We start from the raw sequence: 17,811 nt of genomic DNA on the forward strand, positions 1-17,811 counted from the left end.
CCAATGGGGCATCTGTCCGGCGGGCCACTTGCCGCCGCCCACCGGAAACGACAGGCGACGGCGCTCAAGCAGGCTCGGAGACGCTCGGAGACGCCCAGGGAGGCTCAGAGAGTGCCGAGGAACTCCAGCAGCGCCTCGTTGAAGGCCTGTGGCTGCTCCACGCCCGGCAGGTGGCCGGCCCGGTCGATCACGGTGAGCCGTGAGTGCGGGATCAGCGCGTGCAGGGCCTCGGCGTCGGCGACCGGGGTGTAGACGTCGTCCACGCCGACCAGCACCAGGCAGGGGACGGTCTCCGGGAGCGCGCCGAGCGCGGGCCGGTAGTCCGGGCGCTCGGCCCGCCCCCGCAGGGCGGCGGCCGCGCCCTGCGGGTCGGTCGCGCGCATCATGGCGCTGACGTGCGCTGCGGCCTCGGGCATCCCGGTCACGTTGTAGGGCGCCAGCATCTTGTCGATGACCTCTTCGGCGTAAGGTCCCATGCCTTCCGCGATCAGCCGTTCGGCGACCTCCCGGCGGAGCTTCCTGCCGTCCTCGGTCTCCGGCACCGGGGAGGTGTCGGAGAGCACGAGGGCCCGTACCCGACCCGGGTGGCGCAACCAGACCTCCATCGCGATCTGCCCGCCCATGGACACTCCGCCGACGACCGCTTGTTCGATCCCCAGGCGGTCGAGCAGGGCGACGAGGTCGTCCGCGAGTTCGGCGAGCAGGGCCTTGCCCGCCAGCACCGGGCTTTCTCCGTATCCGCGCAGGTCAGGGGTGATGACCCGGTAGCCGGAGGCCGTCAGCGCGGCCGCTTGGGGGGCCCACATGGTCCGGTTGAAGGGATGCCCGTGGATGAGGATTACGGGCGCTCCGCCGCGGGGACCCAAGTCGTCGAAAAAGAGTGCCGCGCCATTGTCATTCAGGGGGTTCATGAGAGGACTTTAAGGGGCTACATTGAGCCACTCGCGTTCACGTGACAGCCCGTTGCCTTTCACCCGTGTTTTGCACGGGGGGCGACGTCAGGGACGCAGACTGTGCAACCACCCCACCGCCCAGAAGGACCGAAGGCTCCGTGCCCGTACCCGTACTCCTCGCCGGCCGCTCCGTGCGGCTCGAGCCCCTCGCCCCCCACCACACCGAGGCCTTGGCCATGGCCGGGGCCGAGGATCGTACGACTTACGCCTTCACTCCCGTGCCCCATGGGGTGCAGGCGTCTCACGAGTACATCGACCGTGCCCTCGCCGATCAGGCAGCGGGTCGATCGCTCCCGTTCGCGGTGGTCAGAGCCACCGACGGGCGGGTCGTCGGTTCGACCCGGTTCCTGGAACTCGACTACTGGCAGGGGCCTCTGGTGTGGCCCGCCGTGCCGGGCGTCCCGTTCGGCGATCCGGCGACGGCGATCCCCGATGCCGCCGAGATCGGCAATACCTGGCTGTCCCCGGGCGCCCAGGGCACGGGCATCAACACCGAGGCGAAGCTGCTTATGCTCCGCCATGCCTTCGAAACCTGGGGCGTCCGGCGCATCTCGCTGCGCGCGGACGCCCGCAACGGTCGCTCGCGGGCGGCGATGGAGCGGCTGGGCTTCACCTGTGAGGGAGTCCGCCGGGCGCATTCGCGGGGGCTGGACGGCGCGGTGCGCAGTACGGCCTTCTACTCGATCCTCGACGAGGAGTGGCCGACCGTGCGGTCAATTATCGAGCTGCGGCTGTCGCCCACCGCTCAGCGCAAGCGCCGGCGCAAGACGCTCATTCCGGCGTAACAGTCCTGCGGCGGCTCCGCCCCGGCCCTCCCGGGTTCATCCGAGGACGGCCGGGGCGAGCGCCGACGCCATCAGCCGGGCCGGCGCGCCGCTCCCGTCGGCCGGCACGGTGTACAGGTCGGCGCCGAAGTCACCCGGCAGGGAGTAGGCGACGGTCTTGTCGTCGAGCCACACCACCTGGTCGTCCACGCTGCGCTCCTCGGCGAGCGGGGTCTCCTTCATGGAGGCCAGGTCCAGTGCGTACAGCCGCCAGGGCGCCTCCGCCGGGGCGCCCTCCACCCGCTTCTTGAACACCAGCCGGGTCCCGTCGGGTGACAGCGAGGGGCATTCCAGGTTCTCGCGCAGGGTGGTCACCGTGCGCTCGGCCAGGTCGCCGCGCACCAGGTACGTCCGGCCGCCGGTCGCGAGCGTGGCGTAGAACGTCCGCTCGTCGGCGGTGAAGGTCACGCCCCAGAAGTTCACGTCGGCATTGCGGTACGTCTTGCCGTCCTTGCGGATGGCGAAGTCCTCCAGCGAGGCGTCGAGCTTCCCGGTGCGCAGGTCGAGCAGTGAGGTCCGGGTGGAGAAGTTCGTACCGGCATACGAATCCCCGCCGACGAACACCGTCCAGGCGGCGAGGTGTCCGCCGGGCGAGACCCGGGCGCGGGTGGGGATGCCGGCCAGGGGGTGGGTGGAGAGCTCCTTGAGGTGGGCGTCGAGCACGACGGCCCGGTAGCCGTCCTGGACCCCGCCCTTGTCGGCCCGGAGGCAGATCCCGGTGCCCGCGGCGGAGTGGAAGCGCAGGCAGCTGACCCCGGAAGCGGTGCGGGGCCCTTCGGGCGCGTCGGCCGGGACGGTGGCGAGCTCGTCGCGGTGCGGCCCCCAGGCCATGTTCCGGAACACGATCCGCCGGCCGCCCTCGCCGGGGGCCAGCGACAGCTCTCCCCGGGTGATCCGCGGGCCGCCGGCCTGGGCCTGGTTCTTCTCATCGGCCCGCGAGGAGGCCCGCACGACGGCGAGCACCCCCACCGCGGCGAGCAGCACCACGGCGGAGACGAGGATCAGGATCCGGCGTTGGAGGGTCATGGGGGGCCTTTCGGGGACGTGGGGGTCAGGCGTCGGCGGGCCGCAGCCGGACGCAGACGGCGGCGGCCACGGCCAGCAGCGCGGCGGCACCGGCGAGCGCGGGGCGGGCGCCCCATACGGTCCAGGCGGCGCCGAAGCAGAGGGAGGCGGCGAACCGGGCGAGGGACTGGCCGGTCTGGACGAGGGCGAGGCCCCCGCCGCGGTGTTCCTCGGGGACGGCTCCGGCGGCCGCGGCCATGAGCACCCCGTCGGTGGCCGCGTAGAAGGAGCCGTGCAGCAGGAGCACGGCGTACGGCAGCGCGGGATGCTGGCCGTGCTGCCCGCCGGCGAGGAGGAGTCCGTATGCGGCGAGCAGCGCGAGGTGGCCGCCGAGGAAGACGCGCCAGCGGCCGATCCGGTCGGCGAGCCGGCCGAGCGGCAGAGCGAGCAGGAAGAACGCGGCGGCGGTGCCGAGCGGAAGCAGCGCGAACCAGCGGTCGCTGATCCCGGTGGCGCGCTGGAGCAGCAGGAAGACGAAGCCGTCGCTGACGGTGCACAGGCCCAGCAGCAGCGCGCACAGGCCGATCCGGCGCAGGTCGCGGCGGCGCAGCAGCCCGAAGGAGGCCTTCAGGGAGACCGGCTCCGCGTGGGCGGCGGGCTCTGTCCGGCGGCCCGGGACGAACAGCACCAGCACGAGCACGCCGAGCACCGCGACGCAGGCGCTGACGGTGAACACGGCGTCGTAGCCGTCGGCGGCGCCGCGCAGGATGAGGAAGGCGAGGATCGGCCCGATCAGCGCGCCCGCGGTGTCCATGGCCCGGTGCACGCCGAAGGCCCGGCCGCGATCCTCGGGGGCGGCGGCGAGGGAGATCAGCGCGTCGCGCGGGGCGGTACGCAGGCCCTTGCCGGTGCGGTCGAGGGCGAGCACGGCGCCGATGGCGGGCAGGGTGTGCGCGAGCAGCAGCAGCGGCTTGCACAGGGCGGAGAGGCCGTATCCGGTTCCGGCGAGGGCCTTGTGGCGGCCGAAACGGTCGCCGAGGTGGCCGCCGGTCAGGCGGACCAGGGCGCTGACGCCGTTGTAGAGGCCGTCGAGCAGGCCGAAGCCGAGCGGGGAGAGCCCGAGTCCGGCGACGAGGTAGAGCGGGAGCACGGCGGTGACCATCTCCGAGGAGACGTCGGTGATCAGGCTGACCGTGCCGAGGGCGAGCACCGTGGGGGCGAGCGCGGCGCGCCGCCCCGGGCTGGTGCCCGGGGCGACGGCCGACGGCTCGGGGGTCACGGCGGGCGCGGGGGTACCGCGACTGTCCGCAACGTACATGGTCAGGAAGTCCAGATCCCCGTGATGTCCTGGGCGGTGGCCGCGTTCCCGGCGTGGGTGCTCAGGCCGGACAGGTCCTCCAGGGTGCGCAGCATGTCGTAGTGGTTGTAGGTGGTGCTCGACGTGGAGCCCGGGGTCACGGGCTGGCCGTAGAGCACGGTCGGGATCTTGTTGCCGGCGAGCCGGTTGTCCTCGTCGAAGGTGACGACGAGCAGGCTGTTGTGGGTCTTGGCCCAGTCCGCGTAAGCCTTGAGGTTGTTCTTGAGCCAGGTGTCGCCGGTGCCGACGGAGCAGTCGTGCATGTCGTTGCACAGGTCCGGGACGACGAAGGACACCTTGGGCAGGGTGGTGAAGTCCGTCGGGAACTGGCTCATGGTCTTGGCGGTGCTGGTGGGCACGTTGGAGAACGCGAACCACGGGTTGTGCTTGCGGGCGTACTTGCCGCTGCTGCAGGTCGTGGAGCCCTGGCTCGGCAGGCCCTCGTTGTAGCTGGCCCAGGTCTTGCCGGCGGCTATGAGCTCCGAGGCCAGGTTGGCGGTGGAGCGGGAGCCGGGCGTGTAGCAGCTGTCGTCGGTGACGCCCTGGTTGGAGCCCGAGAAGAGCTGGAGGTAGTTGGGCTGGCTCGGGTGGGTGATGCCGTAGGAGTTGGTGAGGTTGGCTCCCCCGCTCTTGAGGGAGTTGATGTACGGGGCGCTGGAGCTGCCGATGACTTGGCTGTAGGCGTGGTTCTCGAAGACCACGACGACGGTGTGGTCGGGCGCGGGCAGGGTGGCCGCGTGTGCGGGCTGGGCGGCACCGATGCCGGCCCACAGAGCGGCCCCGGCGACGGTGACGCCGAAAGCGGCGGCGAGGGCGGTCTTGCGGCGGGACCGGGAAAGCGGCATGCCGAACACGGAAGTTACCTCCGGGCAGGGGGTGGGGGCGGCGGCGCGGACGCACCATATCCAGCGGCATCTGCATGGGCCAGGGACAGACGGCGAACAGAACGGGAACTCCGAAGGCCCTCCCGGTGATCGGCAACGTCCTCCTCTACGGAGTTCCAAGAGAAGGAAAAATGTGGAACCAGTTCGACTTTGCGATCATCATTCGAGGAGAAGCAGACAACCCCGCCCCAACAGGGCAGCAACAGCCGGAGAGCCCTCGCACATGTCGTACGCACCCGATGGTCACCAATACCAGCCATACCGGCAGGAACCGGAACCTCGGTATCAGCAGCCACAGTCGCAGTACGACGGTCCGACCGTTGCGTTCGGTTCAGCCGATCCGTACGGCTCGCCCGATCAGTACGGTGCGCCCGGTCCGTACGGATCGCCGCAGCCGCCCGCGCCCGAGCCGCCGCGCCGACGGTCCCGCGGGTGGCGCTGGCTGATAGCCGGCGTCTCCGTGCTCGCCCTCGCCGGCATAGCGGCGGGCGTGATGAGCTACTACGAGATACCCCCGTTCACGGACAAGGGCAAGGACGTGTCGTTCGGGCAGCCCGCCGGCGGTAGCGGCGGTACCGGGGGCGGCGGCGAGAAGGCCGCTCCGAAGCAGCCCGCGAACTCGAAGATGCAGATGCCGACCGATCCGTCGGCCGTGTTCAAGAACTCGATGACCCTGGCCGACGGCACGCACGTCGCCGTCACCACCCTGGACGGCAAGAAGTCCGGCTTCAAGGGCAAGGTCTGGGTGTGGGCGCCCAAGGAGTACAACGACCCGAAGTTCGCCAAGAGCGGCTTTCCGGTCATGATCGCCCTGCCCGGCGGTGCCGGCTACCCGACCAATTACTGGATGGGCACCGACCTGGGCCTCCAGACGAGCATCAGCAAGTGGTACTCGGAGGGCAAGAGCAAGCCCTTCATCCTGGCCATGCCGGTGCTGAACCCGGGGCCGGACGACAAGGGCATCTACTGGGACGGCTCCGACATCCCCGGCCAGCCGAAGATGGGCACCTGGCTGACCGAGGACGTCCCGGACCTGATGAAGGCGAACTTCCGCACGGTCAAGTCCCGTGACGGCTGGGCCTTCATGGGTTCCTCCACCGGCGGCTTCGCGGGCCTGAAGGCCGTGCTGAAGCACCCGGACAAGTTCAAGGCCGTGATCGCCTCCGGCCCGGACATCGTCCCGGACTCCTCCCTGTGGAAGGGCTACGACAAGGAGAAGGCCGAGAACAACCCCGAGATCCTGGCGAAGCAGCTCATCGACAGCAAGGGGCCGGACGTCTACCTCGCCTTCCAGGTCGGCGACAGCGAGAGCAACCCGAAGACCCTGCCGGACGTGAAGAAATTCATCGCCACCTACGGCAACAAGGGCCCGATCCACACCAGCCTGCGCGTGATCGCGGGCGGCAAGCACAACGCCAAGACGTACGTGCCGAACATGGGCGAGGGCCCGATCGAGTTCATCAGCAAGGTCATGGAAGGACCGGTGGAGTAGCCACCGCGTCCCGCGTCCGGGGCGCCTCCAGCGCCTCCTCCGCCTCTCCCGCTTCCTTGAGCTCCGGCCCGCCGAACGCCTTCGGCGGGCCGTTGCCGTCCCAGGGGGCCCAGCCCGGGTCGCCGGTCACCGCGAAGCGCACCCACGCCGCGTGCATCTCGTCGGCCAGCGCCTGCGGGGCGTCCGGGCCGGCCAGCCAGGTGGACTCCGGCACATGGAGTGCGTCGAATACGAAGCCCAGTTCGAGGGCGTGGCAGGAACCGAGGCCGGGTACCCCGGAGGGCCAGCCGAATTCGTAGAGGTAGCTCGGCGCCGCCCGCCGGGCCCCCGCGAGCCGCCGCAGCGGGTCACGCAGCAGCCGGTCGGTGAGGAGCTGGCCGGCGAGCTCGGCCGGGGTCGCCCCGGGCAGGGCGGCGCGCAGCGCCCGTACGGCGGCCCGGTCCTTGCCGCTGCGGGCCCGGGCCAGCGCCACGGCCAGGGGGCCCAGCCGGTCCAGCATCCGCATCGCCCCCGTGGGGGCGAGCCAGAGCCGGTACTCCTCGGTGGTCCAGCCCAGCAGCAGCGGCACGTCCGGGGCCGCCGCGTCGAGGGGGTCCTCGGGCAGTGTGTCCGGGTCGGTGACCAGCCCGAAGTGGGGGCCGCCGAGCAGCGGACCGGAGCGGCGCAGCACGGCGCCCTGGGCCGCGAGCAGGTCCGGCAGGGCGGTGGCCGAGAAGGCCCGGGCGGTGGCGGGCATCTTGAGCAGCGAGGCCATTCGCCGGACCATCGTGCGGACCTTGTCGCGCGGAGAGGCCTCGGGGGCGCCGCTCTGGAGGACGGCCTGGGCGAAGAGCCCGGCGGCGCGCGGGGCGGCGAGCAGCGCGCCGACGCTGATGGCGCCGGCGGACTCGCCGAAGATAGTGACCCGGTCGGGGTCGCCGCCGAAGGCCGCGATGTTGTCCCGGACCCAGGTGAGGGCGGCGATCTGGTCGAGCAGGCCACGGTTGGCGGGGGCGTCCGGGAAGAGGCCGTATCCGAGCACGCCGAGGCGGTAGTTGACGGAGACGAGCACCACTCCGTCGCGGGCGAAGCTCGCGCCGTCGTAGACGGGGACGGCGGAGGAGCCCCGGGTGAGCGCCCCGCCGTGGATCCACACCATCACGGGCAACCGGGCTCCGGGCATCTCCTCGCCGACGGGGGCGGGGGTCCACACGTTGAGGTTCAGGCAGTCGTCCCCGGGGATCTCCGGATCGGACAGCAGGGCCGCGAACGTGTCCGGGTAGGGCACCTTGGGCGGGGTGGGCCCGAACGCACCGGCGTCGCGTACGCCGTCCCAGGGCTCCGGGGGCGCGGGCGCGGCGAAGCGGAGGGCGCCGACGGGCGGTGCGGCGTAGGGGATGCCCCGGAAGACGCAGGTCCCGCCCGCCTCCCGCCGGCCCTCGACCACCCCGTATCCGGTGCTGGCCCGGGGCCGGCCGCTCGCTGCACTCATCCCGTCCTCCTGGGAACTGCCGAATCAGGTGTTCCGGGCACGGTCGCACAGCCTTCCAACGGTTGCCAAGGCGCGACCCGGCCGGGTGCCGGCTCCGATCCCCGGTGGTGGCCGGGGGACGTCACCAAGACATGGCCGTATTCCGCCTCTGTGCGATTCGGCATCACCAGGTAGGCGCAGCGGCCGTGACCCTTGGGCCATCGCTGCGTTGTATGCCATGTCAAAGCCACAGATTCTGTGGCGCCCCATATCTCATGAGGAGATCTTGATGTCGCGTATCGCGAAGGCATTCGCCATCACCGCTGTCGCCGGTAGCGCTATGGCCGCCGGTGCGGGCCTGGCTGTCGCCGATGCCGGAGCGCACGGTGCGGCGATCGGCTCCCCCGGTGTCCTGTCGGGCAACCTGCTCCAGGTTCCGGTTCACATCCCGGTCAACGTCTGCGGCAACACCGTCAACGTGTTCGCCCTGCTGAACCCGGCGTTCGGCAACACCTGCATCAACCACTCGGACGGCGGCGAGCACCACACCGAGGGCGAGGGCTACGGCGGCTGACCGCCTGCCTGACCGGCTGAGGGCCCCCGCCTTGGCGGGGGCCCTTTCGCTGTGCGGTGAGGTGTGTGCAGTGAGGCGAGGTGAAGGAGGTGGGCGTGAGACGTCACTCGTAGCCCGGTGTCACTCGTAGCGGTAGAGCCTCTGGTGCCCCAACATCTCGCGCGGGGTGATGTTCCACGGCGGCATCGGCTCGTCCAGCGCGATCACCCTGCCGCGCTGGGGGTCGCCCCACTTGGGCGGGGTGGCGGGCAGGTATCCGGAGGTGGGGTGCTGCTGCTGCCAGCGGTCCCAGAGCAGGTCCACGAAGGCGTGGTGAAGCCAGAACACCGGGTCGTTTGGCGCCGTGCCGCCCGTCATGTGGCCGCCGATCCACTGGTGGACCTTGTTGTGGTTGCGCCAGCGCTCGCTCTTCGGCGCGGCCCAGCCCTCCAGCTTGTTGCGGAAGCCGCCCTCGGCCGCGGTGGAGTCCCAGGGGGCGGTGTCGTAGACCGGATCGTCCAGCGCCCACTGGAGTTCGGCCTTGGTGGGCAGCTTGATCGGGTTCTGCGGGCGGCCGAGGTTGCGGGTGAGGTAGCGGGCCTCCGTGACGCCCTCGGTGATCTCCCAGTTGCCCCTGTCGTAGGCGAAGGGGCCGGTCATCACCCGGCGGTCACTGGCCCGGCCGGTCCCGCCGAGGAAGTCGTCGGCCCAGAGGGATGAGACCGGGCTGGAGTCGGTGGTCCAGTCCCAGTACGGGATGCTGACCCCGGGGTCGACGACCTGGAGGTGCTTCTCGAACTCGAGGAGGTAGCGCCGGTGCCAGGGGAAGAACGACGGGGACATGTGCCCGACGCGGAGTTTGCGGTCCCGGTCGGGCACGAAGTACTTGTCGTGGGTGCGCACGAGGTCGTCGTAGACGCCATTGCGCTTGAGCGCCAGCACGGCGGCCGTGAACCGCTTCTTCTGGGTGCTGGTGAGGTGCTTCTGGTTCTGCCGGGTGTACAACGCGGGGCTCCTCCCGTTCCCGTACGTCAGCCGTGGTGGGGGGCGGCCATCGCCAGCTGGTTGGTGCCGAGTTCGTCGACGGCGGCGCGGGCCAGCTCCAGCGGGGTCGCGAAGGACTGGAAGTGGTTGATCCCGCTCAGATAGCTGCCGTCGGCCCGGCGCATGACGTGCAGTGGGCGGCCGTCGATGCGCACCCCGGCCCCGGCGAGCTCGACGGCGATGTGCCGGCCCCGGTACGTCTCCTCCACGAGCGGGGCCGGGGTGAGGGTCTGCCGGGGCCGACGGGCGCGCAGTACGGGGGCCAGGGCAACGGCCGTGCCGGCGAGCACGGCCGCGGTGAAGGCGGTACGGAGGGCCGCGCGGCGGGTGAGTGCCGCGGCGGCCCGTGCCGGTGCTGTGTACATGCGGTCTCCCTCGCTCGGTGGTCCGCGCTAAGCGGACTAACGCGGAGCGGCGGGCGAGGTCACCCCTTGGGGTGCTTTTAGCAGAGGGTGCGGGGGCTCCGCCCCCGAGCCGCCGCACCTCAAACGCCGGCGAGGCTGGGTTGTGCCGGCGATCGCCGCGGGGCTACGGGAACGGGAGTTCCGCGAAGTCCGCGACCAGGGTGCGGTGGTGGCCCGCTGTGCCCAGGGTCAGGGAATCGGCCTTGGCGCGCTTCAGGTAGAGGTGCGCCGGGTGCTCCCACGTCATGCCGATGCCGCCGTGCAGCTGTACGCATTCCTCGGCGGCGCGGACGGCGACCCCGGAGCAGTAAGCCTGGGCGACGGCCACCGTCAGCGGGGCTTCAGGGGCCCCCGTGGCGAGGGCGTCGGCCGCGGCGCGGGCGGCCGCGCGGGCCGAGGCGACGTCCAGCCAGAGCCGGGCCAGCCGGTGCTTGAGGGCCTGGAAGGAGCCGACGGGCCGGTTGAACTGGTGTCGCCCCCGGACGTACCCGACGGTTTCCGTCAGGCACCACTCGGCGATCCCGAGCTGTTCGGAGGCCAGCAGTCCGGCCCCCGACAGCAGCGCCCCGGCGATGACCGCCCGCGCCGTGGCCGGGTCGGCGAGCCGGGTTCCCGCCGCCCCGTCGAGGGTGACGGTGGCGAGCGGGCGGGTCAGGTCCAGGGGGACCAGCGGGGTGAGGGAGGCCGCGGCGGCCGGGACGGCGTACAGGCCCGTGTCCGCGAGGACCAGCAGTACGTCGGCGGCCACCGCGTCCGCCACCGAGGTCACCGTGCCGGAGAGGATCCCGCCTCCGGAGTCCCGTACCGCGGTCGGCAGCGGCGCCCCGGGCGCCAGCGTGAGCGGCACGGCCGGTACGCAGACCTGCCGCCCGGTGGCCAACTCCCGCAACAGCCCGGCGACTTCGGCCGGATCGCAGGCCAGCAGGATCTCCGTCGCGAGGACGGCGCTCGTCAGGTACGGGACGGGGGCCACGGCCCGCCCCAGCTCTTCCAGGACCACGGCCGCCTCGCGGTGCCCCGCGCCCTGGCCGCCGAGCTTCTCCGGCACGAGCAGCCCCGCGGTGCCGATCTCCATCGCAAGGGTGCGCCACAGGTCCGGATCGTGCGGCCGGTCGCTCTCGGCCCGGGCGAGGACGCGTCCGGAGTCGCACCGGTCTGCGAGCAGCGCCCGTACGGCGGCTCGGAGTTCTTCCTCGGTCTCGGAGTACAGCAGGTCGAACGGAGCGCTCATCGAGCCAGGTCCTTCCAGGCGAGGTCCTTGTCGTCGCGCGGCTCGGGGGGCAGTCCGAGGACGCGTTCGGCGACGATGTTGAGGAGGATTTCGCTGGTGCCGCCCTCGATGCTGTTGCCCTTGGCGCGCAGGTAGCGGTAGCCGGCGTCACGGCCGGTGAAGTCGACCAGTTCGGGGCGGCGCAGGGTCCAGTCCTCGTACAGCAGGCCCTCCTCGCCGAGGAGTTCCACCTCCAGGCCGCTGATCTCCTGGTTGAGGCGGGCGAAGGTGAGTTTCATCCCCGATCCCTCGGGTCCCGGCTGTCCGGCGGCGAGCTGCTGGCGCAGCCGTTCGCCGGTGAGCCGGGCCACCTCGGCCTCGACCCACAGTTCCAGCAGCCGCTGGTGCAGGGCGTGCGTGCGCAGCTCGGGCCGCTCGCGCCAGGCGGCGGCGACCGGCGCGATCATGCCGCCTTCGCGGGGCAGCCGCATGCCGCCGATGGAGACGCGTTCGTTCATCAGGGTGGTGCGGGCGACCGCCCAGCCCTGTCCGACGGCGCCGAGGCGGTGGGCGTCGGGGATGCGGACGCCGGTCAGGAAGACCTCGTTGAACTCGGCCTCGCCGGTGATCTGGCGCAGCGGCCGGACCTCGACGCCGGGGGCGTGCATATCGCAGAGGAAGTAGGTGATGCCCTGGTGCTTGGGCAGCGCCGGGTCGGTGCGGGCGATCAGGATGGCCCAGCGGGCGGTGTGGGCGCTGGAGGTCCACACCTTCTGGCCGTCCACGATCCAGTCGCCGGTGCTCGCCTCGCGCACCGCGCGGGTGCCGAGCGCGGCGAGGTCGGAGCCGGCGCCGGGTTCGCTGAAGAGCTGGCACCAGACCTCCTCGCCCACCCACAGGGGGCGAAGGAAGCGCCGCTTCTGCTCGTCGGTGCCGTACGCGAGGATCGTGGGAGCTGCCATGCCGAGGCCGATGCCGATGCGGCGCGGGTCGTTGTCGGGGGCGCCGGCCGCCTCCAACTGGGCGTCGACGGCGGCCTGGAGGGAACGCGGGGCGCCGAGTCCGCCGAGGCCCACGGGGTAGTGGACCCAGGCGAGTCCGGCGTCGAAGCGGGCGCGCAGGAAGTCGGTGCTGTCGGTTTCGGCCGGCGGGTATGCGTCGAGCAGCTCCCTCACCCGCACCGTCAGTTCCTCGGCGGTGACGGTCGCGCTCACCTGGCACCCCCGTCCAGGGCCGGTACGACGACCAGCCGGCCGGTGGTGGCGCCGTCGGCGAGGCGCTGTACGGCATCGGCGGCCGCGGCGAGCGGGACGCGTTCGCTGACCAGCGGTTTGATGGCGCCCTCGGCGGCGAGCCGGGTGAGTTCGGCGTGGCAGGCGAGGATGGAGGCCGGCTCCTTGGTGGCGTACAGCCCCCAGTGCAGGCCGAGGATGGCGTAGTTCTTCACGAGGGCGTGGTTCAGGGCGGGGGTGGGGATGGTGCCGCCGGCGAAGCCGACGACCACGATCCGGCCTTCGAAGGCCACACATTTGGCGGAGGCGGTGTAGGCGTCACCGCCGACCGGGTCGTAGACCACGTCGGCGCCGCGCCCGCCGGTGAACTCCTTGACGCGGGAGACGAGCTCCTCGCTCGTACGGTCGATCACCAGATCGCAGCCGAGCTCCTCGGCGGTACGGACCTTGGCCTTGCCGCCGACCACCCCGATGACGGTGGCGCCGGCGGCCTTGCCGAGCTGGACGGCGGCGCTGCCGACGCCGCCCGCGGCGGCGTGCACGAGCAGGGTCTCGCCGCTCTGGAGGCGGGCGCGGCGGTGCAGGCCGAACCAGCCGGTCTGGTAGCCGATGTGCAGAGCGGCCGCCTCGGCGTCGTCGAGGGTGTCCGGAGCGGGCAGCAGGGCGCGCGCGGGCGCGGTGACGTACTCGGCGAAGCCGCCGTGCGGCAGGGTCGGGTTGGCGATGACACGGCGGCCGTCCTCGGTCTCGCCGCAGATCTCGACACCGGGGGTGAAGGGCAGCGGGGGCCGGATCTGGTACTGGCCGCGGACGAGCAGCGCGTCGGGGAAGTTGACGTTGGCCGCGAGCACCTTGAGCCTCACCTCGCCCTCGCCGGGCACCGGTTCCGGAACCTCTTCGAGGCGCATGGCCTCACGGGGTTCACCGGGGGTATGTACTCGCCATGCCTGCATCCGGGGCCTCCAGCCGCCGTCGAGGAACCACGCTCCGCTGGCATACTAAGCAGTCGCTTGCCCATCTGGGAACCGGTCGGCCCAAGACGCGCCACATCCGTGGCCGGCGCCGCGATCTTCCTGGCGGGGCTGATCAGGAGGCCGGGCCGACCGTGGCGGCCGGGCGGAGATGCACGCCGTCCCGATGTACGCCGCCGGGATGCCGACGCCCCGATGCCGACGCCCCGACGGCGTAGCGGGAACACCTCGCGGGGCACTCGCGGCGCGGGCATGGTGATCTGAGCGCCCGCACGCTATCGATGGGCGCATGGAGAACCCCTCGCAGCACCCCTTCCAGCCCTTGCGCGGCCTGCCCGCGCCGCCGCCGGTCGGTGCCGCCGCGCTGCCTCCCGGTACGTACGCGGGGCAGGTCGTCCTCGTGACGGGCGGCGGCACCGGGCTCGGCAGGGCGATCGCCGCCGAGTTCGCGCGGCTGGGCGCCGACCTGGTCATAGCGAGCCGGCGCGTGGAGCGGCTCAAGGCGGCTCAGGAGGAGCTGGCGGCCGTGCCCGGTGCGGGCCGGGTGACGGCCGCCGTCTGCGACATCCGGGACCCGGAGCGGGTCGCGGAGGTCTTCGACGCGGCCGAGGCGTCGCTCGGGCTTCCGGACGTACTGGTCAACAACGCGGCCGCCAACTTCCCGAGCCCTGCGGAGGATCTCTCCCCCAACGCCTGGCGGGCGGTGGTGGACATCACCCTGACCGGCACCTGGTTCATGACCCGCGAGTTCGGGCGCCGCCACCTCGCGGCGGGCACACCGGGCTCCATCGTGAACATCGGCGCCTCGTACGCCTGGACCGGCGGCCCGGGTTTCGCGCACAGCGCGGCCGCCAAGGCCGGGGTGAAGAACCTGGTGGAGACCCTCGCCGTCGAGTGGGGCCCGTACGGCATCCAGATCAACGGCCTCGTCCCCGGACTGTTCCCGCACGCCGACATGACCGAGGACATCCGGGGCGGCCTGGATCGGGCCGCCCCGGAGGCGAAGGACGCCCGGCAGCCCGCCCTGCGGGTCGGCGCGCCGCGCGAGCTCGGCTGGGCGGCGACCTTCCTGGCCTCGCCCTACGCCCGGTTCGTGACCGGCCACACCCTGGTGGTCGACGGCGCGAACTGGCAGCGCCGGGCGCTGGTCAATCCGGAAGTGGTGCCGGTGCGCGAACAGTTGGGGCGCGGACCGTTCAGTCCGTTCAGCGGGTGAACCCCTGCCCCGTGGCTGGAGGGGTGGCCCCGGCTGTCCATGGCCGGAGCCGGTCCGCTCTCACCCTCCGGTGAAGTGCGGGGGCCGGCGGGCGGCCTTGGCGGTGTAGCCCTCGCGGGAGTCCTCCGAGGTGAGGGTGAGGGCGGCTGTCATCGCGACGCGGTCGAGGGCGGCGGGGAGGGCCGCGTCGGCGTAGGCGTCCACCGCCCGCTTGATGCCCTGGACGGCGAGCGGTGCGTTCGCCGCGATCTCCGTCGCGAGCGCGCGGGCCGTGGAGTCCAAGTCCGGTCCGGGCACCACCAGTTGGACCAGATGGAGGCGTTCGGCCGTCGGCGCGTCGATGCGACGGCCGGTCAGGGCCAGCAACTTGGCCCAGCCCGCCCCCGCCTCGCGGGCGATACGCAGGTCGCCGCCCGCGTCCACGGCGACCCCCAACTGGGCCTCCGGCAGCGCGAAGACGGCGTCCTCGGCCGCCACCCGGATGTCCGCCATCAAGGCCAGCTCGAAGCCGAAGCCCAGGCAGTACCCCTGCACGGCGGCGACCACCGGTTGCGGGAGGCGAGTGAGGACGGCGAAGCGCTCGTGGACCCAGCGGATGCCCTCGTAGTAGTTCCGGGTCCGCTCGGCGGCCGAGGCGCCGGTGATGGCGCCGCCGGGCGCGGTCACGTCGATCCCCGCGCAGAACGCCCGGCCCTCCGCCCGCAGCAGGACCACCCGCGCGGCGGGGTCGAAGCGGATCCGGTCCGCCAGCAGGCCCAGCTGGCGGGTGGACTCCCAGCTCCAGCCGTTGAGCGTGTCCGGGCGGCAGAGGGTGAGGACCGCGATCCCGTCCGCGACCTCCAGCCGGATCCGCTCCTCACCCTCCGCGATCTCCGTGGTGATGGTATCGATCACCTGATCCTGCCCCCTTCGCCCCGAATTTGACGGAGCGTCAGACTAGGGGGCGCCGATCAGCGGGGGAAGACCTCGAACGGCACGGCGGGACGGCCGCCGAACCTGGCCGCCGTCTGCTGGGCGTAGCCGGTGAGGAAGGTACGGACGTACTCCTCGGGGTCCTGGTCGGTGAGCACCTCGATGTACGCCTTGTGCTCCAGCAGGGACTTCACGGAGCGCTCCAGGCCCGGCCCCGCGTCGGCCGCGTGCGTCGGCGTGTTGGTGCCCGCCACCGCGACCCACCGCACGCCCTTCCACGGCTCCAGGCCCTGGTCCGCGATGAGTTCGGGGAAGATCCACCGGTTTCCGGCGTCGGCGGCCGCGTCCAGGGTGGCCCGGCCCACCGCCTGGTGGTCGGGGGTGTTCCAGAAGCCTCCACCGCCCTGCCCGCCCCAGGTGTCGCGGTGGTTCATGGTGATGACGAGCTCGGGGCGATGCCGGCGGATGGCCGCGGCGATGTCCCGGCGCAGGCCGAGGCCGTACTCGATGACGCCGTCGCTGTGGTCGAGGAACTCGACCGTGGAGACGCCCACGACGGCCGCGCTGGCCCGCTGTTCGGCCTCGCGCAGCGGGGCGCACTCGGCGGGGGCGATCGTGTCGATGCCCGCCTCGCCGCGCGTGGCGAGGAGGTAGACGACCTCGCGGCCGCCGTCCGTCCAGTCGGCGATCGCCGCCGCGCAGCCGTACTCCAGGTCGTCGGGGTGGGCGACCACGGCGAGGGCGCGCTGCCAGTCGGTGGGCATGGGCTGCAGGGGTGTCGGCTGATCCACTTCTTCAGTCATGCTGCGCACAATAGGCGAATGGGGCAGGCACGGTCTTCGTGGACCGCCAGTTGAGCGACCACGAGCCACGGTGACTCCCGGCCCGCGGTCAGGCCTCGACCTCAGGCCTCGCCCCCGGTCAGCCTCGCCCCGCGGTCAGGCCTCGCCCCGCAGTCACCCTCGCCCCGCGGTCAGGCCTCGTCGCGGGCGAGGGCCAGCAGCCGGTCCAGGACGCGCGGGCCGCCCGCGCGGACCCCGTCGTGCTCGAACTCGTCCGTCACCCAGGTCCGCAGGCCCCGGATCGCGCGGGCCGTACGCAGGGAGTGCGCGGTGTCGACGTACATGTCGTCGTGGTAGACGGCGGCAGCCACCGGCACCTCGTTGTCGGCGAGCCGCGCCGGGTCGTAGAGCCGCCCCCAGCCGGTACGGGAGGCCAGCAGTTCGGCGGTCTCGCGCAGCGGTGCGAGCGCCGGGTCCACGGTGAAGTGCCAGGGGTGCACGGTCTCGCCGGTGAACAGGAGGGGCTCGTCTCCGGCGAGGGTCTTGGCGGCGTCGAAGCGGGGGTGCTCCGCGCGCACCCGGTGGGCGGCCCAGGCGGTGGGCGCGGCCGGGTCCTGGGCGTAGATGGACTCGTGGATCAGCGCGTAGAGGGGATGCCCGGCGAACGAGAGCTGCGCGCGGACGGCTTCCAGGAAGGCATCGGAGAGGGCGGGCCCGGCGGAGGTCGGTACGAAGGCGTCTTCGAGGAGGTAGTGCAGCTGGTGGCTGCCGTCGCCGGTGCCGAGGAGCAGCCCGAGGGACTGGAAGGCCTCCACGGTGAGCCGGTAGCCGCCGGGGAGTTCGGCCGGGCGCTCGGCGAGATGGGCGGCGATGCGGCGGGCGCGCTCCACGTCCATCGGGTAACGCGCGTAGTGGGCGAGGTTCTTGCCCTCGATACGCGGATACGCCGCCTGGTACACCTCCTCGGCGGTGGCGTCGAGGGAGGGCAGGCCGCCGGTGATCAGCGCGGCGGTCAGGCCTTCGGGGGCGGTGGAGAGGTAGTTCGTGGTGCAGAAGCCGCCGAAGCTCTGGCCGAGTACGGTCCAGGGCGCGCCGCCGGTCAGGCCGGGCCGCACGGCCTCGCAGTCGCGGACGATCGAGTCGGCGCGGAAGTGGGAGAGGTACTCGGCCTGCTGTTCCGGGGTGCCGTGCAGAGGCAGGGTCTGCCGGGACACGGGCGTGGAGCGGCCGGTTCCGCGCTGGTCGAGGAGCAGCACCCGGTACTCGGTGAGGGCCCGCTCCAGCCAGGCCTGCCGCCCGACGAAGCGCCGGGCGCCGAAGCCCGGGCCGCCCTCCAGGTACAGCAGCCAGGGCAGGGTGGCGGGGTTTTTGTCACCGGCGACGACCTCACGGGCGTACAGCTCGATGCGCGCGCCGTCGGGGCGGGCGTGGTCGAGCGGGACGCTGAAGTGGTGGTCGGTCAGGACGACACCGGGCTGGCGATAGCTGCGGCTGGCGGTCACGGCGGGCCCCTGGGGTGAGA

At 72.4% G+C, this 17,811-nt stretch carries 17 protein-coding genes; 4 read left to right on the top strand and 13 right to left on the bottom strand.

Going from position 1 to position 17,811, the window contains the following annotated elements; all coding sequences use genetic code 11:
• Positions 1–104: 104 nt before the first annotated feature.
• Positions 105–911, bottom strand: a complete 807-nt coding sequence (locus J7I97_RS22310) for an alpha/beta fold hydrolase (protein WP_214937626.1) — start codon at positions 909–911, stop codon at positions 105–107.
• Between the two features lie 140 nt (positions 912–1,051).
• Between J7I97_RS22310 and J7I97_RS22315 the strand changes: the two genes are divergently transcribed.
• A complete protein-coding gene (locus J7I97_RS22315) occupies positions 1,052–1,738 on the top strand; it encodes a GNAT family N-acetyltransferase (RefSeq protein WP_214937628.1) in 687 nt (228 codons plus the stop codon).
• A 36-nt stretch (positions 1,739–1,774) separates the two neighbouring features.
• On the opposite strand, the gene J7I97_RS22320 is transcribed toward J7I97_RS22315, so the two are convergent.
• The 3 genes from J7I97_RS22320 to J7I97_RS22330 are packed head-to-tail and all read right to left on the bottom strand — an operon-like array spanning position 1,775 to position 4,984.
• Positions 1,775–2,803, bottom strand: a complete 1,029-nt coding sequence (locus J7I97_RS22320) for a hypothetical protein (RefSeq protein ID WP_214937630.1) — start codon at positions 2,801–2,803, stop codon at positions 1,775–1,777.
• 25 nt (positions 2,804–2,828) lie between these two features.
• Positions 2,829–4,100, bottom strand: coding sequence for an MFS transporter (locus tag J7I97_RS22325; protein WP_214937632.1), 1,272 nt, complete (start codon positions 4,098–4,100; stop codon positions 2,829–2,831).
• Between the two features lie 2 nt (positions 4,101–4,102).
• The gene (locus J7I97_RS22330; RefSeq protein WP_214937634.1) at positions 4,103–4,984 is read right to left on the bottom strand and encodes an alkaline phosphatase family protein; all 882 of its coding nucleotides are present in this window, start codon (positions 4,982–4,984) and stop codon (positions 4,103–4,105) included.
• 499 nt (positions 4,985–5,483) lie between these two features.
• On the opposite strand from J7I97_RS22330, the gene J7I97_RS22335 reads away from it, so the two are divergent.
• Positions 5,484–6,515 (top strand): alpha/beta hydrolase-fold protein, encoded by a 1,032-nt coding sequence (locus J7I97_RS22335; RefSeq protein WP_308363576.1) that lies wholly within the window; start codon positions 5,484–5,486, stop codon positions 6,513–6,515.
• Here J7I97_RS22335 and J7I97_RS22340 read toward each other — a convergent pair.
• The gene (locus J7I97_RS22340) at positions 6,493–7,986 is read right to left on the bottom strand and encodes a carboxylesterase/lipase family protein (protein ID WP_214937636.1); all 1,494 of its coding nucleotides are present in this window, start codon (positions 7,984–7,986) and stop codon (positions 6,493–6,495) included. The genes J7I97_RS22335 and J7I97_RS22340 overlap by 23 nt on opposite strands.
• A 268-nt stretch (positions 7,987–8,254) precedes the next feature.
• On the opposite strand from J7I97_RS22340, the gene J7I97_RS22345 reads away from it, so the two are divergent.
• Positions 8,255–8,539 carry a chaplin gene (locus J7I97_RS22345; RefSeq protein WP_214937638.1) on the top strand — a complete coding sequence of 95 codons (285 nt, stop codon included), beginning with the start codon at positions 8,255–8,257 and terminating at the stop codon, positions 8,537–8,539.
• Positions 8,540–8,659: 120 nt separating this feature from the next.
• On the opposite strand, the gene J7I97_RS22350 is transcribed toward J7I97_RS22345, so the two are convergent.
• The 5 genes from J7I97_RS22350 to J7I97_RS22370 all read right to left on the bottom strand — a co-directional run bounded on the left by J7I97_RS22350 (position 8,660) and on the right by J7I97_RS22370 (position 13,361).
• Entirely contained in the window at positions 8,660–9,523 is an 864-nt protein-coding gene (locus tag J7I97_RS22350) for a tyrosinase family protein (protein ID WP_214937640.1), read from the bottom strand.
• Positions 9,524–9,549: 26 nt separating this feature from the next.
• On the bottom strand, positions 9,550–9,927 hold the full coding sequence (locus J7I97_RS22355) for a tyrosinase family oxidase copper chaperone (RefSeq protein ID WP_214937642.1): 378 nt from the start codon (positions 9,925–9,927) through the stop codon (positions 9,550–9,552).
• Positions 9,928–10,090: 163 nt separating this feature from the next.
• Positions 10,091–11,197 (bottom strand): acyl-CoA dehydrogenase family protein, encoded by a 1,107-nt coding sequence (locus tag J7I97_RS22360; protein WP_214937644.1) that lies wholly within the window; start codon positions 11,195–11,197, stop codon positions 10,091–10,093.
• Entirely contained in the window at positions 11,194–12,390 is a 1,197-nt protein-coding gene (locus tag J7I97_RS22365; RefSeq protein ID WP_214937646.1) for an acyl-CoA dehydrogenase family protein, read from the bottom strand. The genes J7I97_RS22360 and J7I97_RS22365 overlap by 4 nt, the downstream gene beginning before the upstream one ends.
• Positions 12,387–13,361 carry an NADPH:quinone oxidoreductase family protein gene (locus tag J7I97_RS22370; protein WP_214937648.1) on the bottom strand — a complete coding sequence of 325 codons (975 nt, stop codon included), beginning with the start codon at positions 13,359–13,361 and terminating at the stop codon, positions 12,387–12,389. The genes J7I97_RS22365 and J7I97_RS22370 overlap by 4 nt, the downstream gene beginning before the upstream one ends.
• 307 nt (positions 13,362–13,668) lie before the next feature.
• Between J7I97_RS22370 and J7I97_RS22375 the strand changes: the two genes are divergently transcribed.
• The gene (locus J7I97_RS22375; protein WP_214937650.1) at positions 13,669–14,595 is read left to right on the top strand and encodes an SDR family oxidoreductase; all 927 of its coding nucleotides are present in this window, start codon (positions 13,669–13,671) and stop codon (positions 14,593–14,595) included.
• A gap of 60 nt (positions 14,596–14,655) precedes the next feature.
• Here the strand turns inward: J7I97_RS22375 and J7I97_RS22380 are convergent, their stop codons facing one another.
• The 3 genes from J7I97_RS22380 to J7I97_RS22390 form a co-directional block, all read right to left on the bottom strand.
• Entirely contained in the window at positions 14,656–15,489 is an 834-nt protein-coding gene (locus tag J7I97_RS22380) for an enoyl-CoA hydratase/isomerase family protein (protein WP_214937652.1), read from the bottom strand.
• Positions 15,490–15,545: 56 nt separating this feature from the next.
• Positions 15,546–16,310, bottom strand: coding sequence for a PIG-L deacetylase family protein (locus J7I97_RS22385; RefSeq protein WP_214937654.1), 765 nt, complete (start codon positions 16,308–16,310; stop codon positions 15,546–15,548).
• 170 nt (positions 16,311–16,480) lie between these two features.
• Positions 16,481–17,791 carry an alpha/beta fold hydrolase gene (locus J7I97_RS22390; protein ID WP_214937656.1) on the bottom strand — a complete coding sequence of 437 codons (1,311 nt, stop codon included), beginning with the start codon at positions 17,789–17,791 and terminating at the stop codon, positions 16,481–16,483.
• Between the last annotated feature and the right edge of the window lie 20 nt (positions 17,792–17,811).

Origin of the sequence: Streptomyces sp. ISL-87 (assembly GCF_018614095.1) — a bacterium.
Classification (GTDB): Bacteria; Actinomycetota; Actinomycetes; order Streptomycetales; family Streptomycetaceae; genus Streptomyces.

Bases quoted from the DNA above. Each gene is read 5' to 3' on its own strand.
- J7I97_RS22355 (WP_214937642.1), bottom strand. From the start codon at position 9,927: ATGTACACAGCACCGGCACGGGCCGCCGCGGCACTCACCCGCCGCGCG.
- J7I97_RS22310 (WP_214937626.1), bottom strand. From the start codon at position 911: ATGAACCCCCTGAATGACAATGGCGCGGCACTCTTTTTCGACGACTTG.
- J7I97_RS22385 (WP_214937654.1), bottom strand. From the start codon at position 16,310: ATGACTGAAGAAGTGGATCAGCCGACACCCCTGCAGCCCATGCCCACC.
- J7I97_RS22340 (WP_214937636.1), bottom strand. From the start codon at position 7,986: ATGAGTGCAGCGAGCGGCCGGCCCCGGGCCAGCACCGGATACGGGGTG.
- J7I97_RS22345 (WP_214937638.1), top strand. From the start codon at position 8,255: ATGTCGCGTATCGCGAAGGCATTCGCCATCACCGCTGTCGCCGGTAGC.
- J7I97_RS22330 (WP_214937634.1), bottom strand. From the start codon at position 4,984: ATGCCGCTTTCCCGGTCCCGCCGCAAGACCGCCCTCGCCGCCGCTTTC.
- J7I97_RS22370 (WP_214937648.1), bottom strand. From the start codon at position 13,361: ATGCAGGCATGGCGAGTACATACCCCCGGTGAACCCCGTGAGGCCATG.
- J7I97_RS22320 (WP_214937630.1), bottom strand. From the start codon at position 2,803: ATGACCCTCCAACGCCGGATCCTGATCCTCGTCTCCGCCGTGGTGCTG.
- J7I97_RS22375 (WP_214937650.1), top strand. From the start codon at position 13,669: ATGGAGAACCCCTCGCAGCACCCCTTCCAGCCCTTGCGCGGCCTGCCC.
- J7I97_RS22325 (WP_214937632.1), bottom strand. From the start codon at position 4,100: ATGTACGTTGCGGACAGTCGCGGTACCCCCGCGCCCGCCGTGACCCCC.
- J7I97_RS22360 (WP_214937644.1), bottom strand. From the start codon at position 11,197: ATGAGCGCTCCGTTCGACCTGCTGTACTCCGAGACCGAGGAAGAACTC.